The sequence below is a fragment of the Geotalea daltonii FRC-32 genome, assembly GCF_000022265.1.
Lineage (GTDB): Bacteria > Desulfobacterota > Desulfuromonadia > Geobacterales > Geobacteraceae > Geotalea > Geotalea daltonii.
Window position 1 is genome coordinate 451065 of the sequence record NC_011979.1, and the last position, 25189, is coordinate 476253.

18 protein-coding genes are annotated in these 25189 nt (G+C 55.5%); 10 read left to right on the forward strand and 8 right to left on the reverse strand.

Annotated elements, in window-relative coordinates:
* Positions 1 to 27: 27 nt before the first annotated feature.
* The 9 genes from gatA to rdgC all read left to right on the forward strand — a co-directional run bounded on the left by gatA (position 28) and on the right by rdgC (position 10119).
* Positions 28 to 1485: an Asp-tRNA(Asn)/Glu-tRNA(Gln) amidotransferase subunit GatA gene (gene gatA, locus GEOB_RS01885; RefSeq protein ID WP_012645479.1), complete on the forward strand. Its 1458-nt coding sequence runs from the start codon at positions 28 to 30 to the stop codon at positions 1483 to 1485.
* 22 nt (positions 1486 to 1507) lie between these two features.
* Positions 1508 to 2947: an Asp-tRNA(Asn)/Glu-tRNA(Gln) amidotransferase subunit GatB gene (gatB, locus tag GEOB_RS01890; protein WP_012645480.1), complete on the forward strand. Its 1440-nt coding sequence runs from the start codon at positions 1508 to 1510 to the stop codon at positions 2945 to 2947.
* A gap of 225 nt (positions 2948 to 3172) precedes the next feature.
* Positions 3173 to 4213, forward strand: coding sequence for an S-methyl-5-thioribose-1-phosphate isomerase (gene mtnA / locus GEOB_RS01895; RefSeq protein ID WP_012645481.1), 1041 nt, complete (start codon positions 3173 to 3175; stop codon positions 4211 to 4213).
* A complete protein-coding gene (gene glnE / locus GEOB_RS01900) occupies positions 4210 to 7383 on the forward strand; it encodes a bifunctional [glutamate--ammonia ligase]-adenylyl-L-tyrosine phosphorylase/[glutamate--ammonia-ligase] adenylyltransferase (RefSeq protein WP_012645482.1) in 3174 nt (1057 codons plus the stop codon). The genes mtnA and glnE overlap by 4 nt, the downstream gene beginning before the upstream one ends.
* 1 nt (position 7384) lies before the next feature.
* Positions 7385 to 7771: a YbgC/FadM family acyl-CoA thioesterase gene (locus GEOB_RS01905; RefSeq protein WP_012645483.1), complete on the forward strand. Its 387-nt coding sequence runs from the start codon at positions 7385 to 7387 to the stop codon at positions 7769 to 7771.
* Between the two features lie 37 nt (positions 7772 to 7808).
* A complete protein-coding gene (locus tag GEOB_RS01910) occupies positions 7809 to 8057 on the forward strand; it encodes a hypothetical protein (RefSeq protein WP_012645484.1) in 249 nt (82 codons plus the stop codon).
* 165 nt (positions 8058 to 8222) lie between these two features.
* On the forward strand, positions 8223 to 8498 hold the full coding sequence (locus GEOB_RS01915) for a type II toxin-antitoxin system RelE family toxin (RefSeq protein ID WP_012645485.1): 276 nt from the start codon (positions 8223 to 8225) through the stop codon (positions 8496 to 8498).
* Complete coding sequence (locus tag GEOB_RS01920) at positions 8467 to 8817, forward strand: helix-turn-helix transcriptional regulator (RefSeq protein ID WP_012645486.1); 351 nt, start codon at positions 8467 to 8469, stop codon at positions 8815 to 8817. The genes GEOB_RS01915 and GEOB_RS01920 overlap by 32 nt, the downstream gene beginning before the upstream one ends.
* Before the next feature lie 126 nt (positions 8818 to 8943).
* Positions 8944 to 10119: a recombination-associated protein RdgC gene (gene rdgC / locus GEOB_RS01925; protein ID WP_012645487.1), complete on the forward strand. Its 1176-nt coding sequence runs from the start codon at positions 8944 to 8946 to the stop codon at positions 10117 to 10119.
* 12 nt (positions 10120 to 10131) lie between these two features.
* Here the strand turns inward: rdgC and GEOB_RS01930 are convergent, their stop codons facing one another.
* From GEOB_RS01930 to ileS, 3 genes are all read right to left on the reverse strand, one after another.
* The gene (locus GEOB_RS01930) at positions 10132 to 10332 is read right to left on the reverse strand and encodes a hypothetical protein (protein ID WP_012645488.1); all 201 of its coding nucleotides are present in this window, start codon (positions 10330 to 10332) and stop codon (positions 10132 to 10134) included.
* A gap of 177 nt (positions 10333 to 10509) precedes the next feature.
* Positions 10510 to 11001: a signal peptidase II gene (lspA, locus tag GEOB_RS01935; RefSeq protein ID WP_012645489.1), complete on the reverse strand. Its 492-nt coding sequence runs from the start codon at positions 10999 to 11001 to the stop codon at positions 10510 to 10512.
* Between the two features lie 20 nt (positions 11002 to 11021).
* A complete protein-coding gene (gene ileS / locus GEOB_RS01940; RefSeq protein WP_012645490.1) occupies positions 11022 to 13796 on the reverse strand; it encodes an isoleucine--tRNA ligase in 2775 nt (924 codons plus the stop codon).
* A gap of 154 nt (positions 13797 to 13950) precedes the next feature.
* Between ileS and GEOB_RS01945 the strand changes: the two genes are divergently transcribed.
* Complete coding sequence (locus GEOB_RS01945) at positions 13951 to 15771, forward strand: KUP/HAK/KT family potassium transporter (RefSeq protein WP_012645491.1); 1821 nt, start codon at positions 13951 to 13953, stop codon at positions 15769 to 15771.
* A gap of 174 nt (positions 15772 to 15945) precedes the next feature.
* Here GEOB_RS01945 and GEOB_RS01950 read toward each other — a convergent pair whose 3' ends face one another.
* The 5 genes from GEOB_RS01950 to groL all read right to left on the reverse strand — a co-directional run bounded on the left by GEOB_RS01950 (position 15946) and on the right by groL (position 25178).
* A complete protein-coding gene (locus tag GEOB_RS01950) occupies positions 15946 to 18276 on the reverse strand; it encodes a serine protein kinase PrkA (protein ID WP_012645492.1) in 2331 nt (776 codons plus the stop codon).
* Positions 18269 to 19915, reverse strand: a complete 1647-nt coding sequence (locus GEOB_RS01955) for a SpoVR family protein (protein ID WP_012645493.1) — start codon at positions 19913 to 19915, stop codon at positions 18269 to 18271. Before GEOB_RS01955 ends, GEOB_RS01950 begins: the two co-directional genes overlap by 8 nt.
* A 19-nt stretch (positions 19916 to 19934) precedes the next feature.
* A complete protein-coding gene (locus tag GEOB_RS01960) occupies positions 19935 to 21164 on the reverse strand; it encodes a DUF444 family protein (RefSeq protein WP_012645494.1) in 1230 nt (409 codons plus the stop codon).
* Positions 21164 to 23224: a serine protein kinase PrkA gene (locus GEOB_RS01965; protein ID WP_012645495.1), complete on the reverse strand. Its 2061-nt coding sequence runs from the start codon at positions 23222 to 23224 to the stop codon at positions 21164 to 21166. The genes GEOB_RS01960 and GEOB_RS01965 overlap by 1 nt, the downstream gene beginning before the upstream one ends.
* A gap of 304 nt (positions 23225 to 23528) precedes the next feature.
* The gene (gene groL / locus GEOB_RS01970; protein ID WP_012645496.1) at positions 23529 to 25178 is read right to left on the reverse strand and encodes a chaperonin GroEL; all 1650 of its coding nucleotides are present in this window, start codon (positions 25176 to 25178) and stop codon (positions 23529 to 23531) included.
* Positions 25179 to 25189: the final 11 nt, after the last annotated feature.

Genomic DNA, 25189 nt, shown 5'->3' on the forward strand with positions numbered 1-25189 from the left:
TGAATGCATTATACACCTGGAGCAGATATGGAACTTTTCGAACTGACCATCCACGAGTTGCACGATAAGCTGAAGAAAAAGGAAGTCTCCTCGGTGGAGGCGACCGAGTCAATGCTGGCAAGGATCGAAGCGGTCGAACCTAAGGTGAATGCCTTTATCACTGTTACCGCCGATCAGGCGCTGAAAGATGCTGCGGAGGCAGACAAGCGTATTGCCGATGGCGACATGGACAAACTCACCGGTATCCCAGTGGCACTCAAGGATATCTTCCTCACCAAGGGAGTCCGTACCACCTGTGCTTCCCGCATTCTTGAGAACTTCATTCCCCCCTATGATGCGACCAGCGTCGCCCGATTGAAAGCCAGGGGAGCCGTGCTGGTCGGCAAGCTGAATCAGGACGAGTTCGCCATGGGTTCTTCCACCGAATCCAGTTATTTCGGCAAGACGAGCAACCCATGGAATCTGGAATGCATCCCGGGAGGATCATCGGGGGGCTCCGCTGCTGCCATTGCTGCACAACAGGCAACTGCTACCCTTGGTACCGATACGGGGGGCTCCATCCGCCAACCAGCCTCCCACTGCGGCTGCGTCGGCCTCAAACCCACCTACGGCAGGGTTTCCCGCTATGGGGTCATCGCCTACGCCTCCTCTCTCGACCAGGTCGGGCCGGTAACCCGTGATGTCACCGACTGTGCCATCATGCTGGAGGCTGTGGCCGGTTATGACGCCAAGGATTCCACCAGCGTCGATCTGCCGGTGCCTGAGTACACAAAAGCGCTGACCGGCCAGGTCAAGGGGCTGAAGATCGGCCTGCCCAGGGAATATTTCATCGAGGGGCTCGATCCCGATGTGCAGAAGGCCATGGATGAGGCTATCGCCACCTACCGGCAAATGGGGGCCGAATTTCAGGAGGTCTCCCTTCCCCATACCGATTATGCCGTAGCCACTTATTATCTTGTTGCCACCGCCGAGGCCAGCTCCAACCTGGCCCGTTACGACGGCGCCCGCTTCGGACACAGAAGCCATGAAGCCCAAAGCCTGCTGGACATGTACCGGAAAAGCCGTGCCGAAGGTTTCGGCGAGGAAGTAAAGAGGCGGATCATGCTCGGCACCTATGCCCTTTCTTCCGGTTATTATGATGCCTATTATCTCAAGGCGCAGAAGGTGCGCACCTTGATCATGCATGATTTCATCAAGGCCTTCGAGCAGGTGGACGTGCTGCTGACGCCGGTGGCCCCGACCCCGGCCTTCAGGATCGGCGAGAAAACCAGCGATCCCTTGCAGATGTATCTCTCCGACATTTTCACCATTCCGGTCAACCTGGCCGGCACCTGCGGCATCTCGGTACCTGCCGGTCTCAGCCGGGCCGGACTGCCAATCGGTCTGCAGCTGATCGGCAAGCCCTTCGGCGAGGAGAACATCCTCCGCGCTGCCCACGCATTCGAGCAGAATACCGATTGGCACAAGCGCAGAGCGGCATTGTAATAAAACAAACCGGAGAATCCCCATGGAATACAGAGCTGTCATCGGACTTGAGGTCCACGTCCAACTGAATACCAACACCAAGATCTTCTGCGGCTGCTCCACCAAATTCGGCGCCGAGCCCAACTCCCAGACCTGCCCGGTCTGTCTGGGTATGCCGGGAGCGTTGCCGGTTCTTAACCGCAAGGTGGTGGAATATGCCATCAAGGCCGGCCTGGCCACCAATTGCGAGATTGCGCCGCGCAGCATTTTTGCCCGGAAAAACTACTTCTATCCCGACCTTCCCAAGGGCTACCAGATCAGCCAGTACGAGCTCCCCATCTGCAGCGCCGGTCATCTGGATATCCAGGTGGAGGGCACGGCGAAAAGGATCGGCATCACCCGCATCCATATGGAGGAGGATGCCGGCAAACTGGTGCACGCTGATGTGCCGGGGGTGGGGGATGATTCCTGCGTCGACCTGAACCGGGCCTGCACTCCGCTCCTGGAGATCGTTTCCGAGCCGGACCTGCGCTCCGCCGACGAGGCGGTGGCGTATCTGAAGAAACTGCACCAGATCGTCGTCTACCTGGGGATCAGTGACGGCAATATGGAGGAGGGGAGTTTCCGCTGTGATGCCAATGTTTCGGTGATGCGGGTGGGAGCCGACAAATTCGGCACCCGTACTGAAACAAAGAACGTAAACTCCTTCAAGTTCGTCAAGCAGGCCATCGAATACGAGATCGAGCGCCAGATCGAGGTGATCGAGGATGGCGGCAAGATCGTCCAGGAGACCCGCCTCTTCGACCCGAACACCGGCGTTACCCGTTCCATGCGCGGCAAGGAAGAGGCACACGACTACCGTTATTTCCCCGACCCGGACCTGGTGCCGTTGGTGATCAGCAACGACTGGGTGGAGGATGTGCGGCTCGGGCTGCCGGAGCTTCCTGAAGCAAAGCGGTTGCGCTACATGGATGAACTGGGTCTGCCGGCCTATGACGCCGAGGTCCTGACCGCCAGCCGGGAGTTGGCCGACTATTTCGAGGCATGCCTTGAGTTCCATTCCCAGCCGAAGCCGGTGGCCAACTGGGTCATGGGGGAAGTGACCCGGGCCCTCAATGAAGAGAACCGATCCATTACCGATGCACCGGTCACCCCCCAGCTCCTTGCCGAGCTTCTGCAGCTGATCGACAAGGGGACCATTTCCGGCAAGATCGCCAAGACCGTTTTCGATGAGATGTGGCGGACCGGCAAGGCACCGGCCAAGGTCGTCGAGGAAAAGGGGCTGGTGCAGGTTTCCGATACGGGAGAAATAGAGAAAATCATCGATGAAGTGCTGGCCAGGGAAGCGGGGCAGGTGGCTGAATACCGTAGCGGCAAGGACAAACTGTTCGGCTTCTTCGTCGGCCAGGTGATGCGGGCTTCCAAGGGCAAGGCCAATCCGGCTGTGGTCAACGAACTGCTGCTGAAGAAGCTCCAGGGATAAACCTTGCCCAGACTAGCGACACGCCTGTCGTGACTTCGTCCGTTCGTTCGGTCGCTGCAGCTGCGGACCTTGCACTGTTCCTTATGTGATTGCCTGAGTATAAGGTGCCGACGAAGGTAATTCTTTCAATTTTCGGCGGGTGTCCGCTCGCCGCTGCAGCTCGGTCACTCACTCCCGAAGCCACGACAGGCTTTCGGCAAATTTCGCATTTAGAGGGAAAAACGGATGTCTTTCAGAACAATCGAATGGCGCGACAACAAGGTGGTGATGATAGACCAGACCCGACTGCCGGGAGAAGAGGTCTATAACGTCTATGAGGATTTCCAGAGTGTCGCCGAGGCAATTCGCGGCATGATCATCCGGGGAGCTCCCGCCATCGGCGTGGCGGCAGCCATGGGAGTGGCCCTGGGCGCACGCGAGATCATTGCCGATACCTATGAATCCTTTTCTCGCCAGCTGACCAACGTCTGTGATGTCCTGGCCCGTACCCGCCCTACCGCAGTCAATCTTTTCTGGGCCATAGAGCGGATGAAACGGGTGGCGGAAAGCAACAAGGACAGGGACCTTCACTTTATCCGCGAAACTCTCAAGGCGGAGGCAATCCGCATTGAAGAGGAAGACCTGGAGATCTGCCGCGCCATCGGCCGTCATGGCGCGCCGCTGATCCGGGAAGGAGCCACCGTTCTCACCCACTGCAATGCCGGCGGGCTGGCTACCGCCGGATACGGTACCGCCCTGGGGGTGATTCGTGCCGCCCATGAGGCGGGGAAGAATATCCAGGTCTTTGCCGACGAGACGCGCCCCTGGCTCCAGGGAGCCCGTCTGACCGCTTGGGAGCTGATGAAGGACGGCATTCCAGTCACCCTCATCGCCGATAACATGGCCGGCTATTTCATGAAGAAGGGGGCCATTACTGCTTGCGTCGTCGGTGCAGACCGCATTGCCGCAAACGGCGACACTGCCAACAAGATCGGTACCTATTCCGTTGCCGTGCTGGCCAAGGAAAACAAGATTCCTTTCTATGTGGCTGCTCCCGTATCGACCCTGGATCTCTCCCTCAAGAGCGGCGACGAGATCCCCATCGAAGAGCGCCATGCCTGCGAAGTGACCCACCTGCAGGGCTTGCCCGTTGCCCCCGAGGGGGTCAAGGTGCGCAATCCGGCTTTTGACGTGACTCCTGCCAAATATATTGCGGGCATCATCACCGAAAAAGGGGTGGTGCGGGGGGATTACGAGAGAGAACTGAAGGCGCTGGTGGGCCAATGATCCGCAATGGCCAGTTTGCGGATGAGCTCCAGGCTGCTCTTGCCTGTGACCCTGAATGCGACGGTGACCGGCTACTCATCGCCTTCCTCGAAAAAAAGGGGTATGCGTACGGACCCCGCTCAGCGACAAATCTCCGTCTTCTCGCCTACATCTTCGATACAGAAATCCTTTCAGCCATCGCCCTGGGTGCACTGGCCACTCCCACACCGGACATGGCCCTCAACAACCTGGAACGGATCAGCTGCATCGTCTCCAAAGATGAGCTGCTGACCATCTGCGGCAAAAAGGTGATGTTGGCACGGCTCCTCACCATTTGCGGCTCCTCTCCGTTTCTCACCAACATCATCTGTCGGGATCAGAGCTATTTTCACGAATTATTCACCTGCAAGGGAATCGACCTTCGCCGGTCCGAGGCGGACATGCTCGCTGCTCTCCGCCGACAGATGGGACCTCATGTAGCCTGGCAGGATATCTTTCCTCTGCTGCGTCGCTTCAAGTTAACCGAGATTCTGCGCATTGCTGCCCGTGATCTCAACGGACTTGCCCCCCTGGAAGAGGTTACCGCCGAGCTTTCTTCTCTGGCTGCTGCTTGCCTGCAGGTGGCCTATGAGGAAGCGCGCCGTCAGCTGGTTGCCGAGCATGGCTTGCCCCTTATGCAGACCCCGGAGGGCGAGGCAGACCTGACCATCATCGGCATGGGCAAATTCGGCGGACGGGAGCTCAATTTCTCCTCGGATATCGACATCATCTTTTTCTATTCCTCCGATCATGGGGAGACCAGTGGCATCGTCGACGGGCAAGGGCAGACCAGGGGGAATATTTCACTGCACGCCTTTTTCGTCAAACTGGCGGAGATGGTCAGCAAAGCGGTCTCCCAGGTCACCGAGGACGGTTTTGTGTTCCGCGTCGACCTGGGACTGCGTCCGGAGGGAAAAAGCGGCGATGTGGCCACCTCAATCAGGTCAGCCGAGATTTATTACGAATCGTGGGGACAGTCGTGGGAGCGGGCAGCCATGCTCAAGGCCAGGCCGGTAGCCGGGTCCCTGGAGCTGGGAGAGAAATTTCTTGCCGCCATCCAGCCCTTTGTCCACCGCAAGTATCTGGATTACAACCTGATCGAAGACATGATGGCCATGAAGAAGAAGATTGATGCTTCCCTGGCCCGTTCCCAGGAAGGTGAATACAACATCAAGCTGGGCCGGGGCGGAATACGGGAGGTCGAGTTTTTTATCCAGGCGCTGCAGCTGGTCTATGCCGGGAAAAATCCAGCCTTGCGGGTGAAGAATTCATTGCAGGCGCTGGAGACTCTGAGGGATGCCCGGATCATCACGGCTGAGGATTGCGCGGATCTGAGTGAGGCCTACCGTTTCCTTCGCTTTGTGGAGCACCGCATCCAGGTGGTCCAGGAGCGGCAGACCCACAGCCTGCCGCGCAAGGAAGATGAAATGCTGGCTCTGGCCAGACGCTGCGGTTACCTTCGTCCCAATGGTCTGGCCAAATTTAGCGAAGTTCTCGAATCCCACCGCCGCCGGGTCTCCGCCATCTATGGGGCACTGTTCCTTTCCCGGGACGAGCGCCTCAAGGAAGAAGTTCAGCCGGAGGTCTATTTCTTCTTTGACCGCAAGGCTGATCCGGACCTGATCAAAGATATGCTGGCAGAGCGCCGTTTCGAGAATGTGGATGCCGCCTACGAAAACCTGCTCATGCTCCGTGACGGTCCCCCCCGTGCCCATCTCACCGAGCGGGGAAGGCGAATGCTGGAGAACATCGCGCCGCTCCTGTTGCAGGAGATTTTCAGCTCACCCGACCCGGACATGGCACTGACCAACCTGGAGCGCTTTCTCTGTGCCGTCGGCTCCAGGTCGACCTTTTTCGCCCTGCTGGCAGAAAACAAGGAAATCCTCAAACTGATGGTTTCCCTCTTTGGCATGTCCGAATTCCTGTCGAAGATCTTCATCAGCCATCCTGAGCTTTTGGACAGCATGGTTTCCCGCAGCTACGCCACCTCCATGAAAAATCTGGCGGTTATGGAAGGGGAGCTTGCCTCGCTCCTGGAGCAGGCGGAGGATTTCGAAGAAAAGCTCGATACGCTGCGCCGTTACCGCCATGAGGAGTTTCTTCGTATCGGCCTCAACGATATCTACGGCAAAATGGGGCAGACGGAGATTGCCGTGCAACTCACCACTCTGGCCGATGTCTGTCTTGCCGCCGCCTGCCGCATGGCTAAGCAGGAGCTGCACCGCTTTGGCCGTCCCACTTATAAGGAACAGGATGATAGCGTGCAGCAGGCCCATTTTGCCGTCCTGGCCATGGGAAAGCTTGGGGGCAATGAACTCAACTACCACTCGGACCTGGATGTGATCTATATCTACGATCATCAGGGTATGACCGACGGCGAAAAACAGATCACCAACCATGAGTATTTCGCCAAGCTGGCCCAGAAGATCATCCTTATCCTCACCACCCAGACCAGGGAGGGGTACGTCTACAAGATCGACACCAGGCTCCGCCCCTCTGGCAATGCGGGGCCGCTGGTAACCTCCCTGGATTCCTTCGTCAACTACCACCGTGAAGATGCCCAGATCTGGGAGCGCCAGGCCCTGACCAGGGCGCGGGTTGCCTTCGGCATCGGATCGCTTAAATCAAAGGTGGAAGAAATCGTCCATCAGGCAGTTTACGGCACCGGTTGCGGGGATGAGGTGCGTAAAGAGATCCATCGCCTGCGCATGCGCATGGAGAACGAACTGGCCAAGGAGTCGGAGGGGAGTTACAACATCAAGACCGGCCGCGGTGGCATCGTCGATATCGAGTTCATAGTCCAGTATCTTCAGCTGAAGCATGGTGTTGCGTGTCCGGAGATCCGCAGCACCAATACCCTGGTGGCCATGAAAGGAATGAAGGCCTGCGGCCTTATCGGGGAAGAGCCGTTTAATGTGCTGCAAAGCGGTTACAAATTCCTCCGCCGCCTGGAAAACCGATTGAGGATCATTCATGATTATTCCATGAATGATCTTGGGGGGCCGGCCAAGTACCTGAACAAGCTTGCCCGCCGTCTGGGGTATGACCCGCAGCTGAAGCACCCCGGAGAAGCGCTGATCCGGGATTACGAACAGATTACCGGTGAAGTGCGCCGGGTCTACGATCACATTTTCGTGGTCGAAGGAGAATAGGGTGGAAATACGGGTCTATTATGAGGACACGGACGTCGGCGGTGTAGTCTATCATGCCAACTATCTCCATTATTTCGAGCGGGCAAGAACCGAATTCTTCCGGCGGAGGGGGTTATCGGTGCGGGAGCTCCATGAACGGGGCTGCATCTTTCCCGTCGTTCGGGCGGAGGTGGATTTCCGCGCTCCCGCCAGGCACGACGACCTGCTCCGAGTGGAGACTGAAGTGCTTGAAGTTGGGAAAAGCTCCTTTGTTCTGGGCCAGCAGGTGATCCGGGCAGTGGACGACATGCTTTTAGTGACAGGCACCATAAAGCTGGTCTGTGTCGGCCCCGGCATGAAGGCGAAACGCCTGCCGGCCGATCTGCTGGAGGCTTTCCGGGGGGAATAGCTGTGCGCCTTGGCAAGACCGAAAAAGGAGGTAATCCATGAAAACAATAATATTGCTGTGCGCCATCACCACCATCCTCGCCGGATGCAGCTCTTCCAGCCAGCCACAAGGCGGGGAAAAATACCAGGGGCGCGAGGAAACCAAGAAGCTGGAAGGTGCATCGGCGGTGGGCTACGACGGCACGGCCATCCGCAAGAATGTGGATAACACCCTCAACAAGAACGATGACCGCAATCAGGACCTGGACGAGGCGATGAAGTCGGCCAGTGATGGGCAGAAACCGTAACTAAGAGTGGTTTGTAACCTACAAGAAGACTGACTTCAGCCAGTAACCATGATGGGAGGCAGTACACAGAAACACCAAGAGGCGGCCTGATTGGCCGCCTCTGCTTTTTGTAGAGGTACTAATTTTAATTTTGAAAAATCCCTTTTATGGGTATATTATTCCCGCATGAAGTGGACCGTTACCTTTACCGGCAAAGCACGGAAGCAGAAGGAAAAACTGCCGCTTAAAATTCGTGAGCTGCTTTTCCAACTTGCAAAAGATATTGAGGCCTCAGGGCCGGTAAGGGGAGACTGGCCCAATTACGGCAAGTTGGTGAACAATCGGCACCACTGTCATCTGAAGAAAGGGCATCCAACGTATGTGGCTGTCTGGACTGAGGACCGTGGGGCCATAACTGTGGAGATCATCTATGCGGGTACACATGAAAAAGCACCCTACTGAAGAAATCGTAACCGTAACTTTGCGTGTTCCTCGAAGCAAGGTGCTTTTGTTGCGGCAGTACGCGGAGTCTATTAAGGCTGGGGATGAGAAAAACTTCTCCATTGCCGAGACATTTCCGGAGTACATGGGTAAGGAGCAGGAGGTGGCGTTACGGGCGTATCGCAACCGCGAAGGCCTGACCCAGAAGAGGCTCGCTGAAATGACCGGGATTCCCCAGCACCATATCAGCGAGATGGAAAACGGCAAACGCAGCATTGGTAAGGAAAGAGCTAAAAGACTTGCCGAAGCGCTGAACTGCGATTATCGCCGGCTGTTGTAGGTCAAGTTTGAAGATCGTGCGGTAACAGCCACCCTGCCTTGGAAATCCATAACAAAAATCTCCTTGCCCCGCGTGGGCAAAAGGTGTATCTCTGCAAGCTTCCAATTTTTTCCGAGGAGGTTATCGATGGGTATTTTGTCCAACACCGTCAGCATTTGTCAATTCCGGGTCGCCGGGGATTTTCCCGCTGGCGACCTTTTTCAATGGGCCTCCCAGCGCCTGGCCGGGAACGGCTTCAAGTCCATAGATCAGGGTACTGCCGAGCTTTCCGTTGGTTGGGTACATCTGGACGATCACCGGCAGAGCGATTTTGCCGCACCCGGCGCCTTCTGGCGCGACCACTACCTGGTCTTCACCCTGCGTCGCGATCAGCGTCGCCTTCCGGCTGCCCTGGTCAAGGCTTACCAGCAGGTAGCCGAGCATGAGTATTTGGCCGAAAATCCGGGACTGTCGCGGGTGCCGAAGCAGAAAAAGGAGGACATGAAGGAAGCGGTTCGAAGCATGCTGCTGGCCAAGACACTGCCGGTTCCTTCAACCTGGGATGCCGTCTGGGATACCAGGACCGGTCTCGTCACCTTTGCGTCCCTGTCACCGGCGATAATCGAGCTCTTCGAGGGGCAGTTCAAGAAGACGTTTGAGGGACTGCGGCTGGTGGCGGTGCATCCCTATGCACGGGCGGAGCAGGTCGTGACGGAGGCGCTCAAGCCGGCGCTTGCGCAGGCAAATCAGGCGGGGAGCGATGCGGCCCTCGATCTCATCAGGAGTAACCAGTGGCTTGGCTGGGATTTTTTTCTATGGGTAATGTTCCGTACCATGCATGACACTTCCGAGTACCGGATCACATGCGGGGGGCATGGGGAAATGAACGAGCCTTTTGCGGCCTATGTCAACGACCGCCTGGTCCTGCTCAGCAGTGGCGAAAACGGGCAGCAGAAGATCACTGTTGCCGGACCGCAGGATCATTTCAGCGAAGTGCGCACTGCTTTGCAGAATGGCAAGCGGATCACCGAAGCGACCCTCTACCTGGAAAAGGAAGAGCACACCTGGCGGGTGACACTGAAGGGGGAGCTGTTCCACTTTGCTTCGCTGAAAGCCCCGGCGGTAAGGCTGGAAAAGGATGACAGCGTTGATGAGCACAGCGAAAAGGAAGCGGTATTTTTCGAGAGGATGTTCGTGCTGGAGCAGGGGTTACAGCTGTTCGACAGCCTCTACTCCATTTTCCTCGAGCTGCGCCTGGGTAGCGGCTGGGAGGAGGAATCCACACGGATCGGCAAGTGGCTTGCCGAATCCGATGCCCTCTGAACCGTCACAGTCTTAACAGATATCAAATTCAGTGGCGGCCATGATGTCTGCCGGTATGTAGATGGTTGCCAAGGTGTCACCATTGACGATCTTGACGATGCTGAAGCATTCTTCGGCATAGTCATGTCTTGAAATTTTGAGCCAGTTTTCTCCATTCAGGCCATATCCGTACTCTCTGAGTTTTCTGATCTGGGTGTTTGGCAAGTGTCTCATCTGATCGCGGTCTCCTGATTGTAGATGGCACAAAGCCGCCGATTTTCCGGCGATTTTGCGGTGTCTAACTATTATCGACCTATGATGCAGATACTTTAATTATTTTTTCGTGTTTAATGGGGGGGCAGGAAAAACAGGCAGAGAAAAAAAGGCGGGGCTGAAAGCGGTATGAATCGCTTACGGCCCCTGTTTTTTTTGTCGTCTTTCTTCCAGGTACATGTCGACTGCCAGAAGAAATACTCCGACGCAGATGGCCGAGTCGGCCACGTTGAAGGCGGGCCAGTGGTGGCGGTACCAGTGGACGTCGAGGAAGTCGATTACCTCTCCCAGCCTGACCCGGTCGATCAGGTTGCCCAGTGCTCCGGCAAAAATCAGTGCCAGCGACACGACAGCGAATTTCTGGTCCTGACGCAGCCGGTAGACGACGCTGAGAATGACCAGAATGGCCACTACCGAGACAAGGATGAAAAAGGGGATGCGGTAGCTGAAGTTTGAGAGAAAGCTGAAGGCAGCTCCTTTGTTGCGCATGTAGGTGATGTTGAAAAAGTTTTCGATAACGGTGATGGAACTGTGAAGGTCCATCACCCTGTCGATATAGAGCTTGGTCAACTGATCGATGATGATCACCAGCACCGCAATGGCTGAGAAAACGATGTACTTGAAGCTCATGGTTACCTGACCTTTTGCTTTTATTTGACTGCTGAGAGGCACTTGGGACAGATGCCCGGGTGCTCGCTGTCCTTCCCGAGTTCTTCGTCGTAACACCAGCAACGCTCGCATTTTTCTCCCGGTGCGGCAGATACCTTGATCTGCAGATCGGCTATCCCCTCGGCAGAATAAAAATCCCCCCCGAGAGTGTCGACCAGTTCCGCCTTGGAAACGATGAAGATACTCTTAAGTTCGGCAGCGTAAGGCTCGATCAATGAGCGAAGCTGGGCCGGGGCACTAAGGGCAATGGCAGCATCCAGTGAATGACCGATTACCTTCTGCACCCGGGCCTGTTCCAGCGCCTTTGAGACCTCGGCCCGCACTTTGATGATGGTCTCCCATCTTTCAACCAAGGCATTATCCCTGTATTCAGGCTTCAGCTGGGGAAACTGGGACAGATGGACGCTCTCTTCGGCAGGGGCGGGCATATAGCGCCATACCTCGTCGGTGGTGAAGGAAAGCACCGGGGCGGTCAGCTTGACCAGGGCATCGAGGATCTGGTACATGGCGGTCTGGGCGCTGCGGCGCTCGACGGAGTCTTTTCTGCTGGTGTAGACGCGGTCCTTGAGGATGTCCAGGTAGAAGGCGCTCATCTCTACTGTGCAGAAGCTGTTCACAGCGTGATAGAGAACGTGAAACTCGCAGTTCTCGTAAGCCTTGAGCACCTTCTCCTTCAGAAGCTCAAGCTGGTGCAATGCCCAGCGATCTATCTCGGGCATGTCGCCGTAGTCCACGCTGTCCCGTTTCGGATCGAAATCGGCAATATTGCCGAGGATGTAGCGGCAGGTGTTGCGGATGCGGCGATAGGCCTCGGAGAGGCGAGTAAGGATCTCCTGGGAGATGCGCAGGTCGTCCCGGTAATCCTGGGCGGCGACCCACAGCCTGAGCACTTCGGCGCCATATTTCTTGATCACGTCTTCGGGCGCGACCACATTGCCTACGGACTTGCTCATCTTGCGGCCGCTGCCGTCGACGACGAAGCCATGGGTGAGAACTGCTTTATAGGGGGCAACGCCGCGGGTGCCGACACTGGCCAGGAGCGAGGAGTGGAACCAGCCGCGATGTTGATCGCTTCCCTCCAGGTACATGTCGGCCGGGGATGACAGATTGTCGCGGTGTTCGAGCACGGCGGCATGGGAGACGCCCGAATCGAACCAGACGTCGAGAATATCCATTTCCTTGTCAAATTCGGTTTTGCCACAGGCGGGGCAGGTGGTGCCGGTGGGGAGCAATTCTTTCGCCTCCCGCTCATACCAGATGTCGGAGCTTTCCTTCTCGAAGAGGTCGGCCACGTGGTGCATGATTTTACCGTCGGCCAGGGCTTCGCCGCAGGCCTTGCAGTAAAAGACGGTGATCGGCACTCCCCAGTTACGCTGGCGGGAGACACACCAGTCGGGGCGGTTTTCGATCATGCCAAAGATCCGTTCCTTGCCCCATTTGGGAATCCAGCTGACGGTGTTGATCTCGGTCAGGGCCTTCCGGCGCAGGTCGTTGCTTTCCATGGAGATGAACCACTGCTCGGTGGCGCGGAAGATGATCGGTTTCTTACAGCGCCAGCAGTGGGGATAGGAGTGGCTGATTTCACCTTTGCCCACCAGCGCCCCCACTTCCTCCAGCTTGGCGATGACGTTGGGGTTGGCATCGAATACATACTGGCCACCGAAAAATGGAATCGTCTCCAGAAAGCGCCCCCGGTTGTCCACCGGGTTGTAGATGTCCAGGCCGAACTTCAGCCCCAGCTCATAGTCCTCCTGGCCGTGGCCGGGAGCGGTGTGGACGCAGCCGGTGCCTGCTTCCAGGGTGACATGGTCGCCAAGAAGAATGATGGAGTCCCGGTCGTAGAAGGGGTGGCGACAGAGTTTCTTTTCCAGAGCCGCGGCTTTGAAGGTGGCGATGACTACGCCGTTGACGCCGGTGGCCTTGAAGAAGGCCTCCTTGAGACCCTCGGCAACGATCAGCACTTCAGCTCCGGTATCCACGGCAACGTAATCGAATTCGGGATGCATGGCGATGGCCAGGTTGGCGGGGATGGTCCAGGGAGTGGTGGTCCAGATAACAGGGGAGACTTTCTTTCCGGAAAGGGCAGGCAGTTCTTTGGAGATATCGTCTTTTAGCTGGAACTTGACGAAGACGGACGGCGATTTATGGTCGGCATATTCAACCTCGGCTTCGGCCAGGGCTGTGCCGCAGGATGAACACCAGTGAACCGGCTTTTTACCCTTGTATAGGCCGCCGTTTTCGGCAAATCTGGCCAGCTCATGGGCGGTGATCCCTTCATAGCTGTAGTTCATGGTCAGGTAAGGATTATCCCACTCACCCAGGACTCCCAGCCGTTCGAATTCCTGCTTCTGGATATCGACGAACTTCTTTGCATATTCCCGGCACTGCTTGCGCATCTCCAGCTTGGTGATCTCATGCTTTTTCGAGCCGAGATTTTTCTCCACCTGCAGTTCGATGGGGAGGCCATGGCAGTCCCAGCCGGGGATGTATGGGGCGTCGAAGCCGCTCATCCGCTTGCTTTTTAGAACAATGTCCTTAAGGATTTTATTTAAAGCATGGCCGATATGGATGTGCCCGTTGGCGTATGGAGGACCGTCGTGGAGGATATATTTGGGTTTGCCCTTGCCTGTATCTTCCATCTTTTTGTAAAGCCGGTTTTTCTCCCATGTTTCGAGCATTTCCGGCTCCCTCTGGGCCAGGTTGGCCTTCATGGGGAAGTCGGTGACGGGCAGATTGAGGGTATCTTTGTAGTCCATTTAAATCTCCTCCGGAATAGATCCGCTGACTCGCGGACAAGCGTCATAAAATACAAGGAACATATTGAAATGTCAAGGGTAAAGGGGGAATTTAGTTGTATTCGACAGGGTGAAGTGGTATAAGTCTGGCAGTTTGCGGAAGGGATATTTTTTAATGAGAGATGATCACAGCGAATCCTTCTGGGGTGGAATAGTCAAAGCCATGGGGCTCGTCTTCGGCGATGTCGGCACCAGCCCCATTTATACCCTGACCGTTGTCTTTGCCTTGACCCCTGCTACCCGCAGCAACGTCTTCGGCATACTTTCACTGGTTTTCTGGACGATGACCATCCTTGTAACCGTTGAATACGCCTGGCTGGCCATGGGACTGGGAAGGAAGGGGCAGGGGGGGGAAATAGTCCTGCGGGAGATCATTCTCAAGCTGGTCAAATCAAGCCGGTTGGTGGCGTTTGCCGGATTCCTCTCTTTTCTTGGTGTTTCCCTGCTTCTGGGTGACGGTGTCATTACCCCGGCCATCAGTATCCTGTCCGCCGTGGAAGGGCTTCTGCTCATCCCATCGTTCAGCGGGCTTTCCCAAAGCATACTTGTCGCCATTGCCGCGGCAATTGCCATCGGTCTGTTCCTGATCCAGCACAAGGGAACAGACAAGGTAGCCGGGGCCTTCGGTCCGATCATGGTCGTCTGGTTCGGCTCCCTTGCTTTGTCCGGACTTATTTCCATCTCGGCAATGCCGGAGATCGTCTCGGCGGTCAGTCCTCACCATGCGTTCCTGTTTTTCCGCGAAAACGGCTTTTCAGGGTTTTTCGTCCTTTCGGAAGTCATCCTCTGCTCCACCGGTGGCGAGGCACTCTATGCCGACATGGGGCATCTTGGGCGCCGGCCCATTGTCCGCGCCTGGTATTTTGTCTTTGTCGCCCTTTTCCTCAACTATCTGGGGCAGGGGGTATTCGCCCTGCACCATCCCGGGGCCAAAAACCTCCTCTTTTCCATGGTACAGGACCAGGCGCCGATACTCTACGTCCCGTTCCTGCTCCTGACGATCATGGCAACCATCATTGCTTCCCAGGCGATTATCAGCGGCGTCTTCTCCATTGTCTACCAGGGGATAACCACGCGTCTCATGCCGCTGATGAAGGTCGATTACACCTCCAGCCATCTTAAATCCCAGATTTATATCGGGGCAGTCAATTGGGGGCTGATGGTGGCCGTCATCATCGTCATGATGGTCTTCAAGGCGTCCAGCAATCTGGCAGCCGCCTATGGCATGGCAGTAACCGGTTCAATGACCATCACCGGCATCATGATGATCATTGTTTTCTCCCATACACTCAAGAAGTGGAAGGTGCCCATTGCCGTTCTGGTGACCCTGCTCGATGTGATCTACCTTAGTTCGACCTTTTCCAAGATTCCACATGGCGCCTACTGGTCGATAATACTGGCCTCTGTTCCGTTCATCACCATCATGATCTGGACCAAGGGGCAGCGGGCGCTGTACCGGGCCTTGAAACCCCTCGATATCGATACCTTTCTCGTCTCATTCGAACAGATCTACGCCAAGGGGAAAAACATTCCCGGTACGGGCCTCTTCTTCACCAAGGACTGGCAGACCATCCCGCCGTATGTGGTGCACTGCATGATCCGCAGCAACATCATCTATGAGCGGAACGTGATGATCTCCATCGTCCGCACCGATGAACCCTTCGGTCTGGCCATCAACCACAAGACCGACATTACTGCAGGGTTTGAGGGATTCGAGGTCGTCCTCGGCTACATGGAGATTATCGATATCGAATCCATTCTCAAGGAGCACGGCATCAGGGAGAAGGTAATTTTCTACGGCATTGAGGACATTGCCACGGCAAACCCGGTGTGGAGACTTTTTGCCCTGCTGAAAAAGCTGACACCCACCTTTGTCCAGTTCAACAAGCTGCCGGCAAGTCGGTTGCAAGGGGTGGTGACGAGAGTGGAGATGTAACCGTTTGCGCTGAAAAATACCCATCTGCGGCGTTGCTCTCGTCCTTCATCGCTCGACGTACTGGTGTACGCCTCCCTCTTCAGTCTTTCGAGCGCCTTGCACCTGGGCATTTTTGAGCGCAAACGTGGTGGATCCGCTGAAAAATACCCATCCTGCGCGGGCAAAGTTTCGGGACTAATCGCTGGTGAGGGTGGTCTCCTTGGCAGGTTCAGGGCTGTTGCGGGAGAACCTTCTTGCCAGGTCGGTGTCGATTACGTAGAGACAAACCTCCCTAGCGCCGTTTTTCGTATAGCGGAACTTGCTGCAGAGATTGTTGATGAGAAAGGTGACGTCGTTGCGGATCTTCTTGTCGTAGGTTTTGAATTCAGGCCGGCCATAATCCTTGATAGCCCGCCGGAAGTTGGCGTTTTCCAGGAAGGGATCCAGTGCCTTCTCCTTCAGGTTGAAAATGTAACGCTCCCGCAGCTCCTGAAAAAGACTGGTCCTGGTTACGTCCTTACCTTCGGCCAATATCTCCTGGGTCAGGGTTCTCGCCGTATATTCTTTCTGGGTTTGGCCGCGGAACGTCAGTCGCGTTTCCCGCTCCACCTTCGGCCCCAAAAGCCGGTTCTCGATCCCTTCAAAGAAACTCTCGCTGATCTCCAGCCTGTCGCCGGTGAAGCGGCAGGTCTCGGTTCTTCCCGGCTCAAAGTTGATGGAAAAGAGGTAATTGCGAATTTCCCGTGAAATCTGCTCCTCGTTGTAGTAGTAGAGGGATTCCTTCACCTCCTGGAGAACGGTATAGGCATAAAGGCGCAGCAGAGAGTCGATGAAGCCCTCGGGCACCAGGTGCCCCAGGTCGGGACGAACCTTGGTGAAATAGTTGCTCAGTACCGACATGTTGATCAGTGCGTCCTTGCGGGCATAGGTGGAATAGAAGTCATTGAAGATATTTATGGCATCCCGGCCTGAAAAGCCACTCTCCCCTTCGATCTCCGACTCGGCGATGATCTTGCGCCGCCGTTTTGCCATCAGCCTTTTCCGGTCTTCTTCATCCAGCCACGGCGGGATGTAGCCTGTATAGATTTCCATCTTCAGCAGTTGCAGGTTCTCATCGCAGAACATGGCATATTTTGCCGGATCGGGGATCCACTCCTGCATTGCATCCGAATGCCGCTGCATGCGGGTGGAGATGATGATCCGGGCAAAGTTGTGCAGGACACGGGGGAGGAAGCTGTCGTCGATCTGCTTGCCGAAGATGTTGCGGTAGATTTCCACCTCCGTGTTCAGATCCAGCACATAGGGTATCTTTATGTACTGGATGCGGTCCGAGAAGGAGGGGAAATTTTCAATGTTCTTCTTGTCCTCCGGATTCATCAGGGCGATGAAGAGGGAGTTGACGTTTTCCTCCAGGTCCTCGACCTTGTGCACCCCCTCACTGATGATGTTGTGCAGTTCAATGAGCCGGTCGGTGTTGTGGGACTTGATGTCCATGAGGGCATAGATGCCATTGTTGGTCTTGGCATATTGGGAGAAGATGTAGTTGACCTGATTGCTGTCGCGCAGCAGGCTGTTGAGGCGATTCTGTAGCATGTCATTGGTGAAGACCATATGTTTCATCGGCTTGTCGCCGGGACTGAAGACGCTGATTCCCTCTCCAAGCCGCCGGTTGAAGCGGTATGGATATGCATAGACCATCTTCAGCACCTCGGCAGGGTCCTTGAGCTTTCTCAGGAGTGCCAGATACAATGAGCTGCAGATGGTGCAGGGCTGGTTTCGAAATACCCATTCATAGGCCTTCTCATCGAGAAGGTGCAGCTTGGACTCGTCATTACCGAACAGGTTCTGGAAAAACTGCCTGCGGAAATCCTTGGGAATCATCAGGATCGGACTGTCGTGGCTGGGGCAGACCACCTCAACAAAGTCATCCCTTTCCTGCATGGAAGACTGGGCTTCGATGATCTGGTTCTGATCGAACTCATACTCGTCGATGAGCTTTGACAGCCTGTCGAGAAAATGCGACGTCTCATGGCGGGGAATGCCGCCGAATTTTTGCCGATCCAGTCGCCACACGGTCTCGAAACGTAGCCCCTCGTCACTATTGGCGTACTCCTCGAACTTTATCAAGAGCCTGTTGAGAAAGGTGCTCTTGCCGCTCCCCGGCGGGCCTTCAAAGATGTAGATCTTGTTCTGCTGGGCGCCGCGTCGCCAGGCCTCCACCAGATTGATCAGCCGATTGGCAAAGAGCCGGTCGGCGAAAAACGGGTGGTCGGCATTTTCCACGAAGAGCTTGGAGCAGTCGTAGGAGACATAGTGGATGGATTCGGGATCTTCAGGATATTCGTCTGCTTTTTCAGTCACCTGGCTGACGACCATGTCGTGAAAGACCTGAAAGACATTGCGCACCAATTGCTCGGGGCGGGCGGCCAGTAGCTGCAGGAATTCCTCGAAGGGCAGCGGTTCCCGCTGCTCCCAACCGCTGACGCTTCCCTTTATATGCTGTAACGCCTGATGTAGGTCAGTCATGGCCGCTTTCCGTACCGATAGTGGTTTTCGTCAGTTTCTTTTTTTCCATCCTATAGAGTACCCGTTGCCAGTTGATCCGGTGAGCTTCCCCGGGGGCGTGTAATTGCCGCTCCATTTCAGGCGGAGAGGGCATTACTTCGCTTGTTTCAAGCTGCACCGGCCCGCCCCACAGGTACTCGATGCCCATCATGGTGTTGCCGATGAATTCCCTGACCAGCGGTTTTTCCTCGAAGCGATGGGTCAGGTACAGACTGCCATCACTTGTATCTTTGCCTATTTCCATGTGTGGCGGATGGTAGAGGGTGTCGAGAATCATCCGGCGGTAGTCCTCAGCTTTTCGACTTTTCACGTAATACTGCCAGACCATCTTCTGGTGGTCGAGCCTTCTGTCCACCACAAACAGCTTATGCCTGTTGAGGAAGTCCTGATCGATAAAGGTGTTGATGAAGGTGAAGTCGCAGAAATCCTCCCGCACCTTGAATATATAGTCCACTCCCTCGCCGGTCCGCTTGTCATATTTTTCCCTGGTGTGGATATCCCGCAGCATCTGAAATTCGAGACTTCTTTTGCCTTTGTCAGCCATTTCGTCGATGGTTGCAAAGACTCGCATGCCCAGGGCATAGGGGTTGAGCCCGACCCTTGGCAGCGAGGTCACCCCGGCGTGGACCCGGGCAAAATCCACCTCATGCTCGCGGATCCGGTCGTCCAGGAGGAAGAGCTTTTCATGCCAGTAGCTGGCCCACCCCTCGTTCATGATCTTGGTGCGGATCTGGGGCTGAAAATAGACTGAGGTATTGCGCACGATCTCAAGCACCGACTTCATCCATTTGTTCTCATCCCGGTTGAGGAATGGCGAGTATTCCATCAGGTGCTGGAGCAGGTCAAGCCGAGGCTTGCCTTTTTCGGGCGCCTGTCTGGAGAACACCGCCTCCAGTTCCGGATGCTTCTTCAGCGTGTCGGCAAAGAAGGTCTTCTCCCCCAGTTCCCCGTATTGGGCCATGGCCTGGTTATAGCGTTCCACTTCTTTAACATATTCCTGGATCCGCACCTTTTTCACCGACTGAAGAAAGGTGTCGAAGTAATAGTCCACGTTGCTGGAAAGGGACGGGACCAGGGCGCGGCTGGCCCGCGACAACTCGTCGAAATATCCTACCAGGTTGTCGACGGCACGACCGAACTCGATGACATAATCCACCCAGCGCCCCTTTTCAGACCGCAGGCGGGCAATCAGCCTCTTGTCTGCCAGCGCCTGGCCGTTCAGGTCGTAATCCCAGGTGAGACGGTAGAAGAGGTTGTTCTGGAAAAAATCGATGTGGGCCAGCACATGGTAGAAGATCATCACATTGAGCCAGTCCGGATTGTTATCGTTATAAAAAGAGATGGGGGGGCGGGTGTTGATCACCGTTTCGTAGGGATTGTAGGGGTAAAGCTCGTATTTCCGCAGCCCTTTCAATACCTCCACGTCATGGACCCAGTAATCATACAGGGTTGGAATCATTGCCTTGGGGGAGAGTTCCAGCATGTCCCGGTTGGTAACGATATACTCCAGGGTTTCGTCCTGAAAGCGCAGGCCGGCATCCTTCGCCCGCTCCTTGCAACCTTCCATGATCTGTTTTGCATGCTGGCTGATCAGTTCCATAGGTTTCCCAGTTTCCGCTTCAGGAGATGAGCTTCTTGATTCCCTCGATGAGACGGGGTTCCTCCGCCTCCTCGTCGAGGACATCCAGGCGCAGCACGTCTGCCCGCTCCTTGAGCAGGCCGGAAGTGGTGAGGTATTGTTCCACCTCTGAATGCCTGCCTGCAGCGTAGGCGTGTTCGGCAATGGTTATGCCCATCCTGTTGGTGTAGGTGAGCATCTGCTTGATTTCCGGGATCGCCTCCACCCCTTCCGTGTCCCAATCGTCGCCGTCGGTGCCATGGAAAATATAAATATTGTAGTCCTTTGCCAGGCTTTCCTTCTCGACGATCTCATTTACCAGTCGATAGGCTGAAGCAACCTTGGTGCCGCCGGCAACCCGGAGGCGATAGTAGCTTTCGAAATCCGGCACTTCTCGCGCTTCGTTGTCGTGGAGTATGAAACGGGACTCCACCTGGCGGGCAAACTGGTAAAGTAACCAGCAGTAGATCATCACGTGCTGGGACACTACCAGCTCCGTTGCTTTACCCTCCATGGAACCGGAATAATCACGGATAAAGAAGACCAGGGCCTGGGATTCGTAGTCGATGTCCCGGGACAGGATGCGATAGATCTTGTCCTTGGGGGAGATGAGAAAACGGGTCGTGTCGATATCGGTGACATTGGGGACATTACCCAGGCTGATATTGGTTTCCAGGATCTTACGCATGGTCGCTTTCTTGTCCAGAAGCTGGCCAAAGCCGCGGTTCCTGTCCGTAAGGTCATAGGTATAGCGGGTGAGGGAGCTTTTTTTCCCTTTTTCTTTCAGATTGGGGAGTTCGAAGGTTTCAGTGAGGATCTTTCCCAGGTCGTAAGCGGTTGATTCCAGTTCGTGGCTCTCTCCCTCCCCCTGGCCCGCTTCCCCTTCTCCCGCTCCTTCTTCGGGACGGACCGGCCGCTCTCCCAGGATGTCTCCTTCCTCTTCCTTGCCGGTGCCGCCGGTTGCATTCTCCTCATCTGTCGGAGACGGAACCCGGTCGTGATAGAATTTTTCTTCGACGGTGGTGGGGATGACGACGAATTTTTCCTTGCCGCCACGCGTGGGCTTGACCAGCTTGCCGATGCGGATTTTGCGCGGAAATCCGTCCTTTTCCCGCATCTTGTCCCTCTCCAGCAATTCATGGATGGAGCGAATCCGCGTCGTGTAGGTCCCTTCCGCCGTTGGCAGCTCCAGGGACGCAAAGGGATTTTTGTCTGGGGCGAAGTCAGGCACTAGATCTCATCCTCTTGGCTGCAGAAGTACTCGATGGTCTTCTGGGCGCAGGTTCTGCAGTAATGGAGCTTGTCCAGCATGGTAGTGATCATCCTGTCATACAGTTTCTGGTTTTCCTCGTTGGTACGATTGGCCAAAGCGCCGATCAGGCTGCCGGCGCCGGCGATATCCGACTTCAGCCGTACATCGGTCACCGCCTTGACCAGCTCCAGGTTGTCCATGAAGTCATAGTTGGGCTCGACGGAGATTTTCTGGCCGTAGATCTTGCGGATGGAGGTGCGGAAAGATTCACGCTGTTCCTCTGTCTTCAGGCCGATGCGCTCCTCGATATTGCGCACGTAGCGTTCGTCGATCCTGACGGCCTTAAGTTGGCCTGTTTGCGGGTCCTTGTATTTCCACATCTTGTCCGGCCCAAGGTTCTCCGCATCGATGCCTATGATCATGTTGACGTAGTTGAGCACGTCCTTGCGGATGGCGAAGGGCTCATCCATGTAGGCATTGAACATCTCGGTCATGATCCGCTCCCGGTAGAGGGACTTGGCGATCTTCAGATCTTCCAGGTATTTGGCCCGGTCGTTGGCATCGGAAACATAGTCCAGCACCACCCTTTCCAGGGTCTTGAAGATATCTACGGCGATCATGCAGCGCCCTTCATTGGTTTCCGAACTTTCCACCATCAGCTGCACCGCCCTTCCCAGGTTCCTCTGACCAAGTCCTTTCTGGCCGAAACGCTTGGTGATATCCGGCTCCTGGCTGAGCATATCGACTACTTCGGCAAGGGTTTTCAGGCTCTTCTCGCCTGCCACTTCGCCGGCCGCAAGTTTCAGGGTTTCAATGGGTGTCAGTTTTTCCGAGCGGGGAAGTCTAGTCATTACCGTGGCCACCGATGCTGAATAATTCAGGTTCGGGTCCTGGTGCAATTCCTCCTTGGTCAGTGTCGTCTTTGTTTCAGTGCCTATGGCATAGGTGGTCAGAGCCTCTTGCATGCGGTAGTTGGTGTTGTGGGAGACATAGCAGACCCGGCAGCGGTCGATGATGGGCGCCTCCTCGCGCTCGGCGAGGAAGTGATTGAACTCGGAGTTGTTGCTGGTGGCAATGATCAGAGTGTCGATGGGCCAGCGATAGCCATCGATCTCAATGAGCCGGTTCTGAATCACCCCCAGGTAGACCTGGACCAGGTCCTTCTTGTTCTTGTAAATTTCGTCGCTGAAATGGATACCGCCGCCGGCAACCCTTGCCAGGGCACCGCGGCGGAGATCAAAGCGGTAAGGATTATTGACGTCGGTGATGTGCAAAAGCCGCTGGATCGACTCGTCACCCAGGAGATCCACCGCCGAAGAGGTGATCTTGTCCTTGGCAGCATATTTGCCGGTAATGGTGCCGAGAGTTTCGGTCAATGGAACCGGCACTACCTCTACAAATTTGAGCATCTCTTCCAAATTGCCACCGGTATATTTGCGCAGGTCGTTCCAGATGTAGCCGCTGTCGGCGCCCAGGGGGCGGTAGTTCTCGAAGAGTTTAGCGATCTCCTTATCACTGAAACCGACTGTCCTGGCGAGAAATTCCCTGCTTTCATCCAGGTTGTCGAAGAGGTTCATGGCCAGGATCATGGGGTCTTCGTAAGTCTGTGATTCGATGGTGGCAATGCGGCCGTAACTGCCCAGCTTGTCCATGTTCACCAATTGAAAGGTGTAGCGGCGGTTTTCCGGGCGGCTGAGAAATTCCCGGTACTTGGCGCAGAGGTATTCGACAAAAAAGGTCTTGCCGTTGCCCGGTTCGCCGACGAGGACGAAGGCCATCTCCTTGGAGGACCCTCCTTCTGCCGCATCCTTGACAAAGGAGACGAAGCTGTTGATCTCATCGTACATTCCCACGGGGTGCTTTTTCCCGGTGCGGAAGATCATGAAGTCATAGGTGGTCTTGCCGTTGACGACGATTTTTTCGATCTTCCCCTCGAGAATCATCCTCGCTACGCCCTGGAAGGCATTTTCAAAGCATCGCTTCCCTTCCTTGACCTCAGTAAGGTGCTGATCGAGAGTGCAGGTATGGCTGCTGTTCATGGGTCCCTCCAGAGCGTGTGTAATATCAACTTGATTATCCCACAGAATTTTCATTCTCCAAGCTCATGAAGGAAATTTTCCCGGCGGAAAGATGCTTTGGAGGGGCTGACGACATGTAAAGGAAAGGAGAAGTGCAGACAAAAAAAGGGAGCGGACCATTGTCCACTCCCTTTTTTCCTTTAGTCGATGAGGATTTTTCGACCTGGCAAGGAAGTCAAGCGATGGGGCGGAGGCGTAGCCCAGCTACGCCGCACAACTCATCGTGATGACTGACACCGCCAGGGCGGAAAAGCATCGTCGATGATTACATCATGCCGCCCATGCCGCCCATGCCGCCCATGCCACCCATTCCGCCAGGCATTGCAGGCATTGCACCTTCTTCCTTGGGTTTGTCGGCAATCATCGCTTCGGTGGTCAGCATCAGACCGGCGATGGAGGATGCGTTCTGCAGTGCGCTACGGGAAACCTTGGTCGGATCGATGATGCCGGCCTGGATCATGTCCACGTACTCGTCATCTGCAGCGTTATAGCCGAATGCATCCTTGCCGTTCTTAACCTTGTCGACAACTATGGAGCCGTCAACACCGGCATTCTGGGCGATCTGACGGATCGGCTCTTCCAGGGCACGTTTGATGACGTTAACGCCGAACTGCTGCTCTGTAGGGAGATTAAGGGCATCCAGGGTAGACATGGCGCGCAGGTAAGCCACGCCGCCTCCGGGGACGATGCCTTCGTCAACTGCAGCGCGGGTTGCGTGCAGTGCATCTTCAACGCGGGCTTTCTTCTCTTTCATCTCAACTTCGGTGGCAGCACCGACCTTGATCACTGCAACGCCGCCAACAAGCTTGGCCAGACGCTCCTGAAGTTTTTCACGGTCGTAATCGCTGCTGGTTTCTTCGATCTGGGCACGGATCATCTTCACCCGTCCGGCAATATCACCTTCTGCACCGGCACCGTCAATGATGGTGGTGTTGTCCTTGTCGATGGTGATCTTTTTTGCCTGACCAAGCATGTCCATGGTGGTGTTTTCCAGCTTGAAGCCGACCTCTTCGGAGATTACCTTGCCACCGGTAAGGACGGCGATATCTTCCAGCATGGCTTTGCGACGGTCACCGAAGCCGGGTGCCTTGACGGCGCAGATGTTGAGCACGCCGCGCAGTTTGTTGACAACGAGAGTGGCGAGAGCTTCGCCTTCGATGTCTTCGGCAATGATAACCAGCGGACGACCGGACTTGGCGGTCTGCTCCAGAACCGGCAGAAGATCTTTCATGTTGGAGATCTTCTTGTCGTGGATAAGAATGTTGGCGTTTTCCAGGTTCGCTTCCATGCGCTCGGGATCGGTGACGAAGTAAGGGGAGAGGTAGCCTCGGTCAAACTGCATCCCTTCCACGGTTTCAAGGGAAGTTTCCATTGCCTTTGCTTCCTCGACGGTGATGACCCCTTCCTTGCCTACTTTTTCCATGGCCTCGGCAATGATGTCACCGATGGTCTTGTCATTGTTGGCGGAAATGGTGCCGACCTGGGCAATTTCCTTGTGGTCCTTGATTGGCTTCGAGATGCTTTTCAGCTCGGCGACCAAGGTCTCGACAGCCTTGTCGATACCGCGCTTGATTTCCATGGGATTGTGGCCTGCGGCAACCAGCTTGGCGCCCTGACGGTAGATCGCCTGGGCAAGCACAGTAGCAGTGGTGGTGCCGTCACCGGCTACGTCGGAGGTCTTGGAGGCAACCTCTTTCACCAATTGTGCTCCCATGTTTTCGAATTTGTCTTCCAGTTCGATCTCTTTTGCTACAGTAACGCCGTCCTTAGTGATGAGAGGAGCGCCGAAAGATTTTTCGATAACTACATTGCGGCCTTTGGGGCCGAGTGTGACCTTAACTGCGTCTGCAAGAGTATTTACACCTTTCAGGAATGCATTTCTGCCTTCCTGGTCAAATTTTATAACTTTTGCCATGTTGAATTATC

What these genes read in the sequence shown, in the direction of transcription:
- gatA (WP_012645479.1), top strand. Translation starts at nt 28, where the DNA reads ATGGAACTTTTCGAACTGACCATCCACGAGTTGCACGATAAGCTGAAG.
- gatB (WP_012645480.1), top strand. Translation starts at nt 1,508, where the DNA reads ATGGAATACAGAGCTGTCATCGGACTTGAGGTCCACGTCCAACTGAAT.
- mtnA (WP_012645481.1), top strand. Translation starts at nt 3,173, where the DNA reads ATGTCTTTCAGAACAATCGAATGGCGCGACAACAAGGTGGTGATGATA.
- glnE (WP_012645482.1), top strand. Translation starts at nt 4,210, where the DNA reads ATGATCCGCAATGGCCAGTTTGCGGATGAGCTCCAGGCTGCTCTTGCC.
- GEOB_RS01910 (WP_012645484.1), top strand. Translation starts at nt 7,809, where the DNA reads ATGAAAACAATAATATTGCTGTGCGCCATCACCACCATCCTCGCCGGA.
- GEOB_RS01915 (WP_012645485.1), top strand. Translation starts at nt 8,223, where the DNA reads ATGAAGTGGACCGTTACCTTTACCGGCAAAGCACGGAAGCAGAAGGAA.
- GEOB_RS01920 (WP_012645486.1), top strand. Translation starts at nt 8,467, where the DNA reads ATGCGGGTACACATGAAAAAGCACCCTACTGAAGAAATCGTAACCGTA.
- rdgC (WP_012645487.1), top strand. Translation starts at nt 8,944, where the DNA reads ATGGGTATTTTGTCCAACACCGTCAGCATTTGTCAATTCCGGGTCGCC.
- GEOB_RS01930 (WP_012645488.1), bottom strand. Translation starts at nt 10,332, where the DNA reads ATGAGACACTTGCCAAACACCCAGATCAGAAAACTCAGAGAGTACGGA.
- lspA (WP_012645489.1), bottom strand. Translation starts at nt 11,001, where the DNA reads ATGAGCTTCAAGTACATCGTTTTCTCAGCCATTGCGGTGCTGGTGATC.
- ileS (WP_012645490.1), bottom strand. Translation starts at nt 13,796, where the DNA reads ATGGACTACAAAGATACCCTCAATCTGCCCGTCACCGACTTCCCCATG.
- GEOB_RS01945 (WP_012645491.1), top strand. Translation starts at nt 13,951, where the DNA reads ATGAGAGATGATCACAGCGAATCCTTCTGGGGTGGAATAGTCAAAGCC.
- GEOB_RS01950 (WP_012645492.1), bottom strand. Translation starts at nt 18,276, where the DNA reads ATGACTGACCTACATCAGGCGTTACAGCATATAAAGGGAAGCGTCAGC.
- GEOB_RS01955 (WP_012645493.1), bottom strand. Translation starts at nt 19,915, where the DNA reads ATGGAACTGATCAGCCAGCATGCAAAACAGATCATGGAAGGTTGCAAG.
- GEOB_RS01965 (WP_012645495.1), bottom strand. Translation starts at nt 23,224, where the DNA reads ATGAACAGCAGCCATACCTGCACTCTCGATCAGCACCTTACTGAGGTC.
- groL (WP_012645496.1), bottom strand. Translation starts at nt 25,178, where the DNA reads ATGGCAAAAGTTATAAAATTTGACCAGGAAGGCAGAAATGCATTCCTG.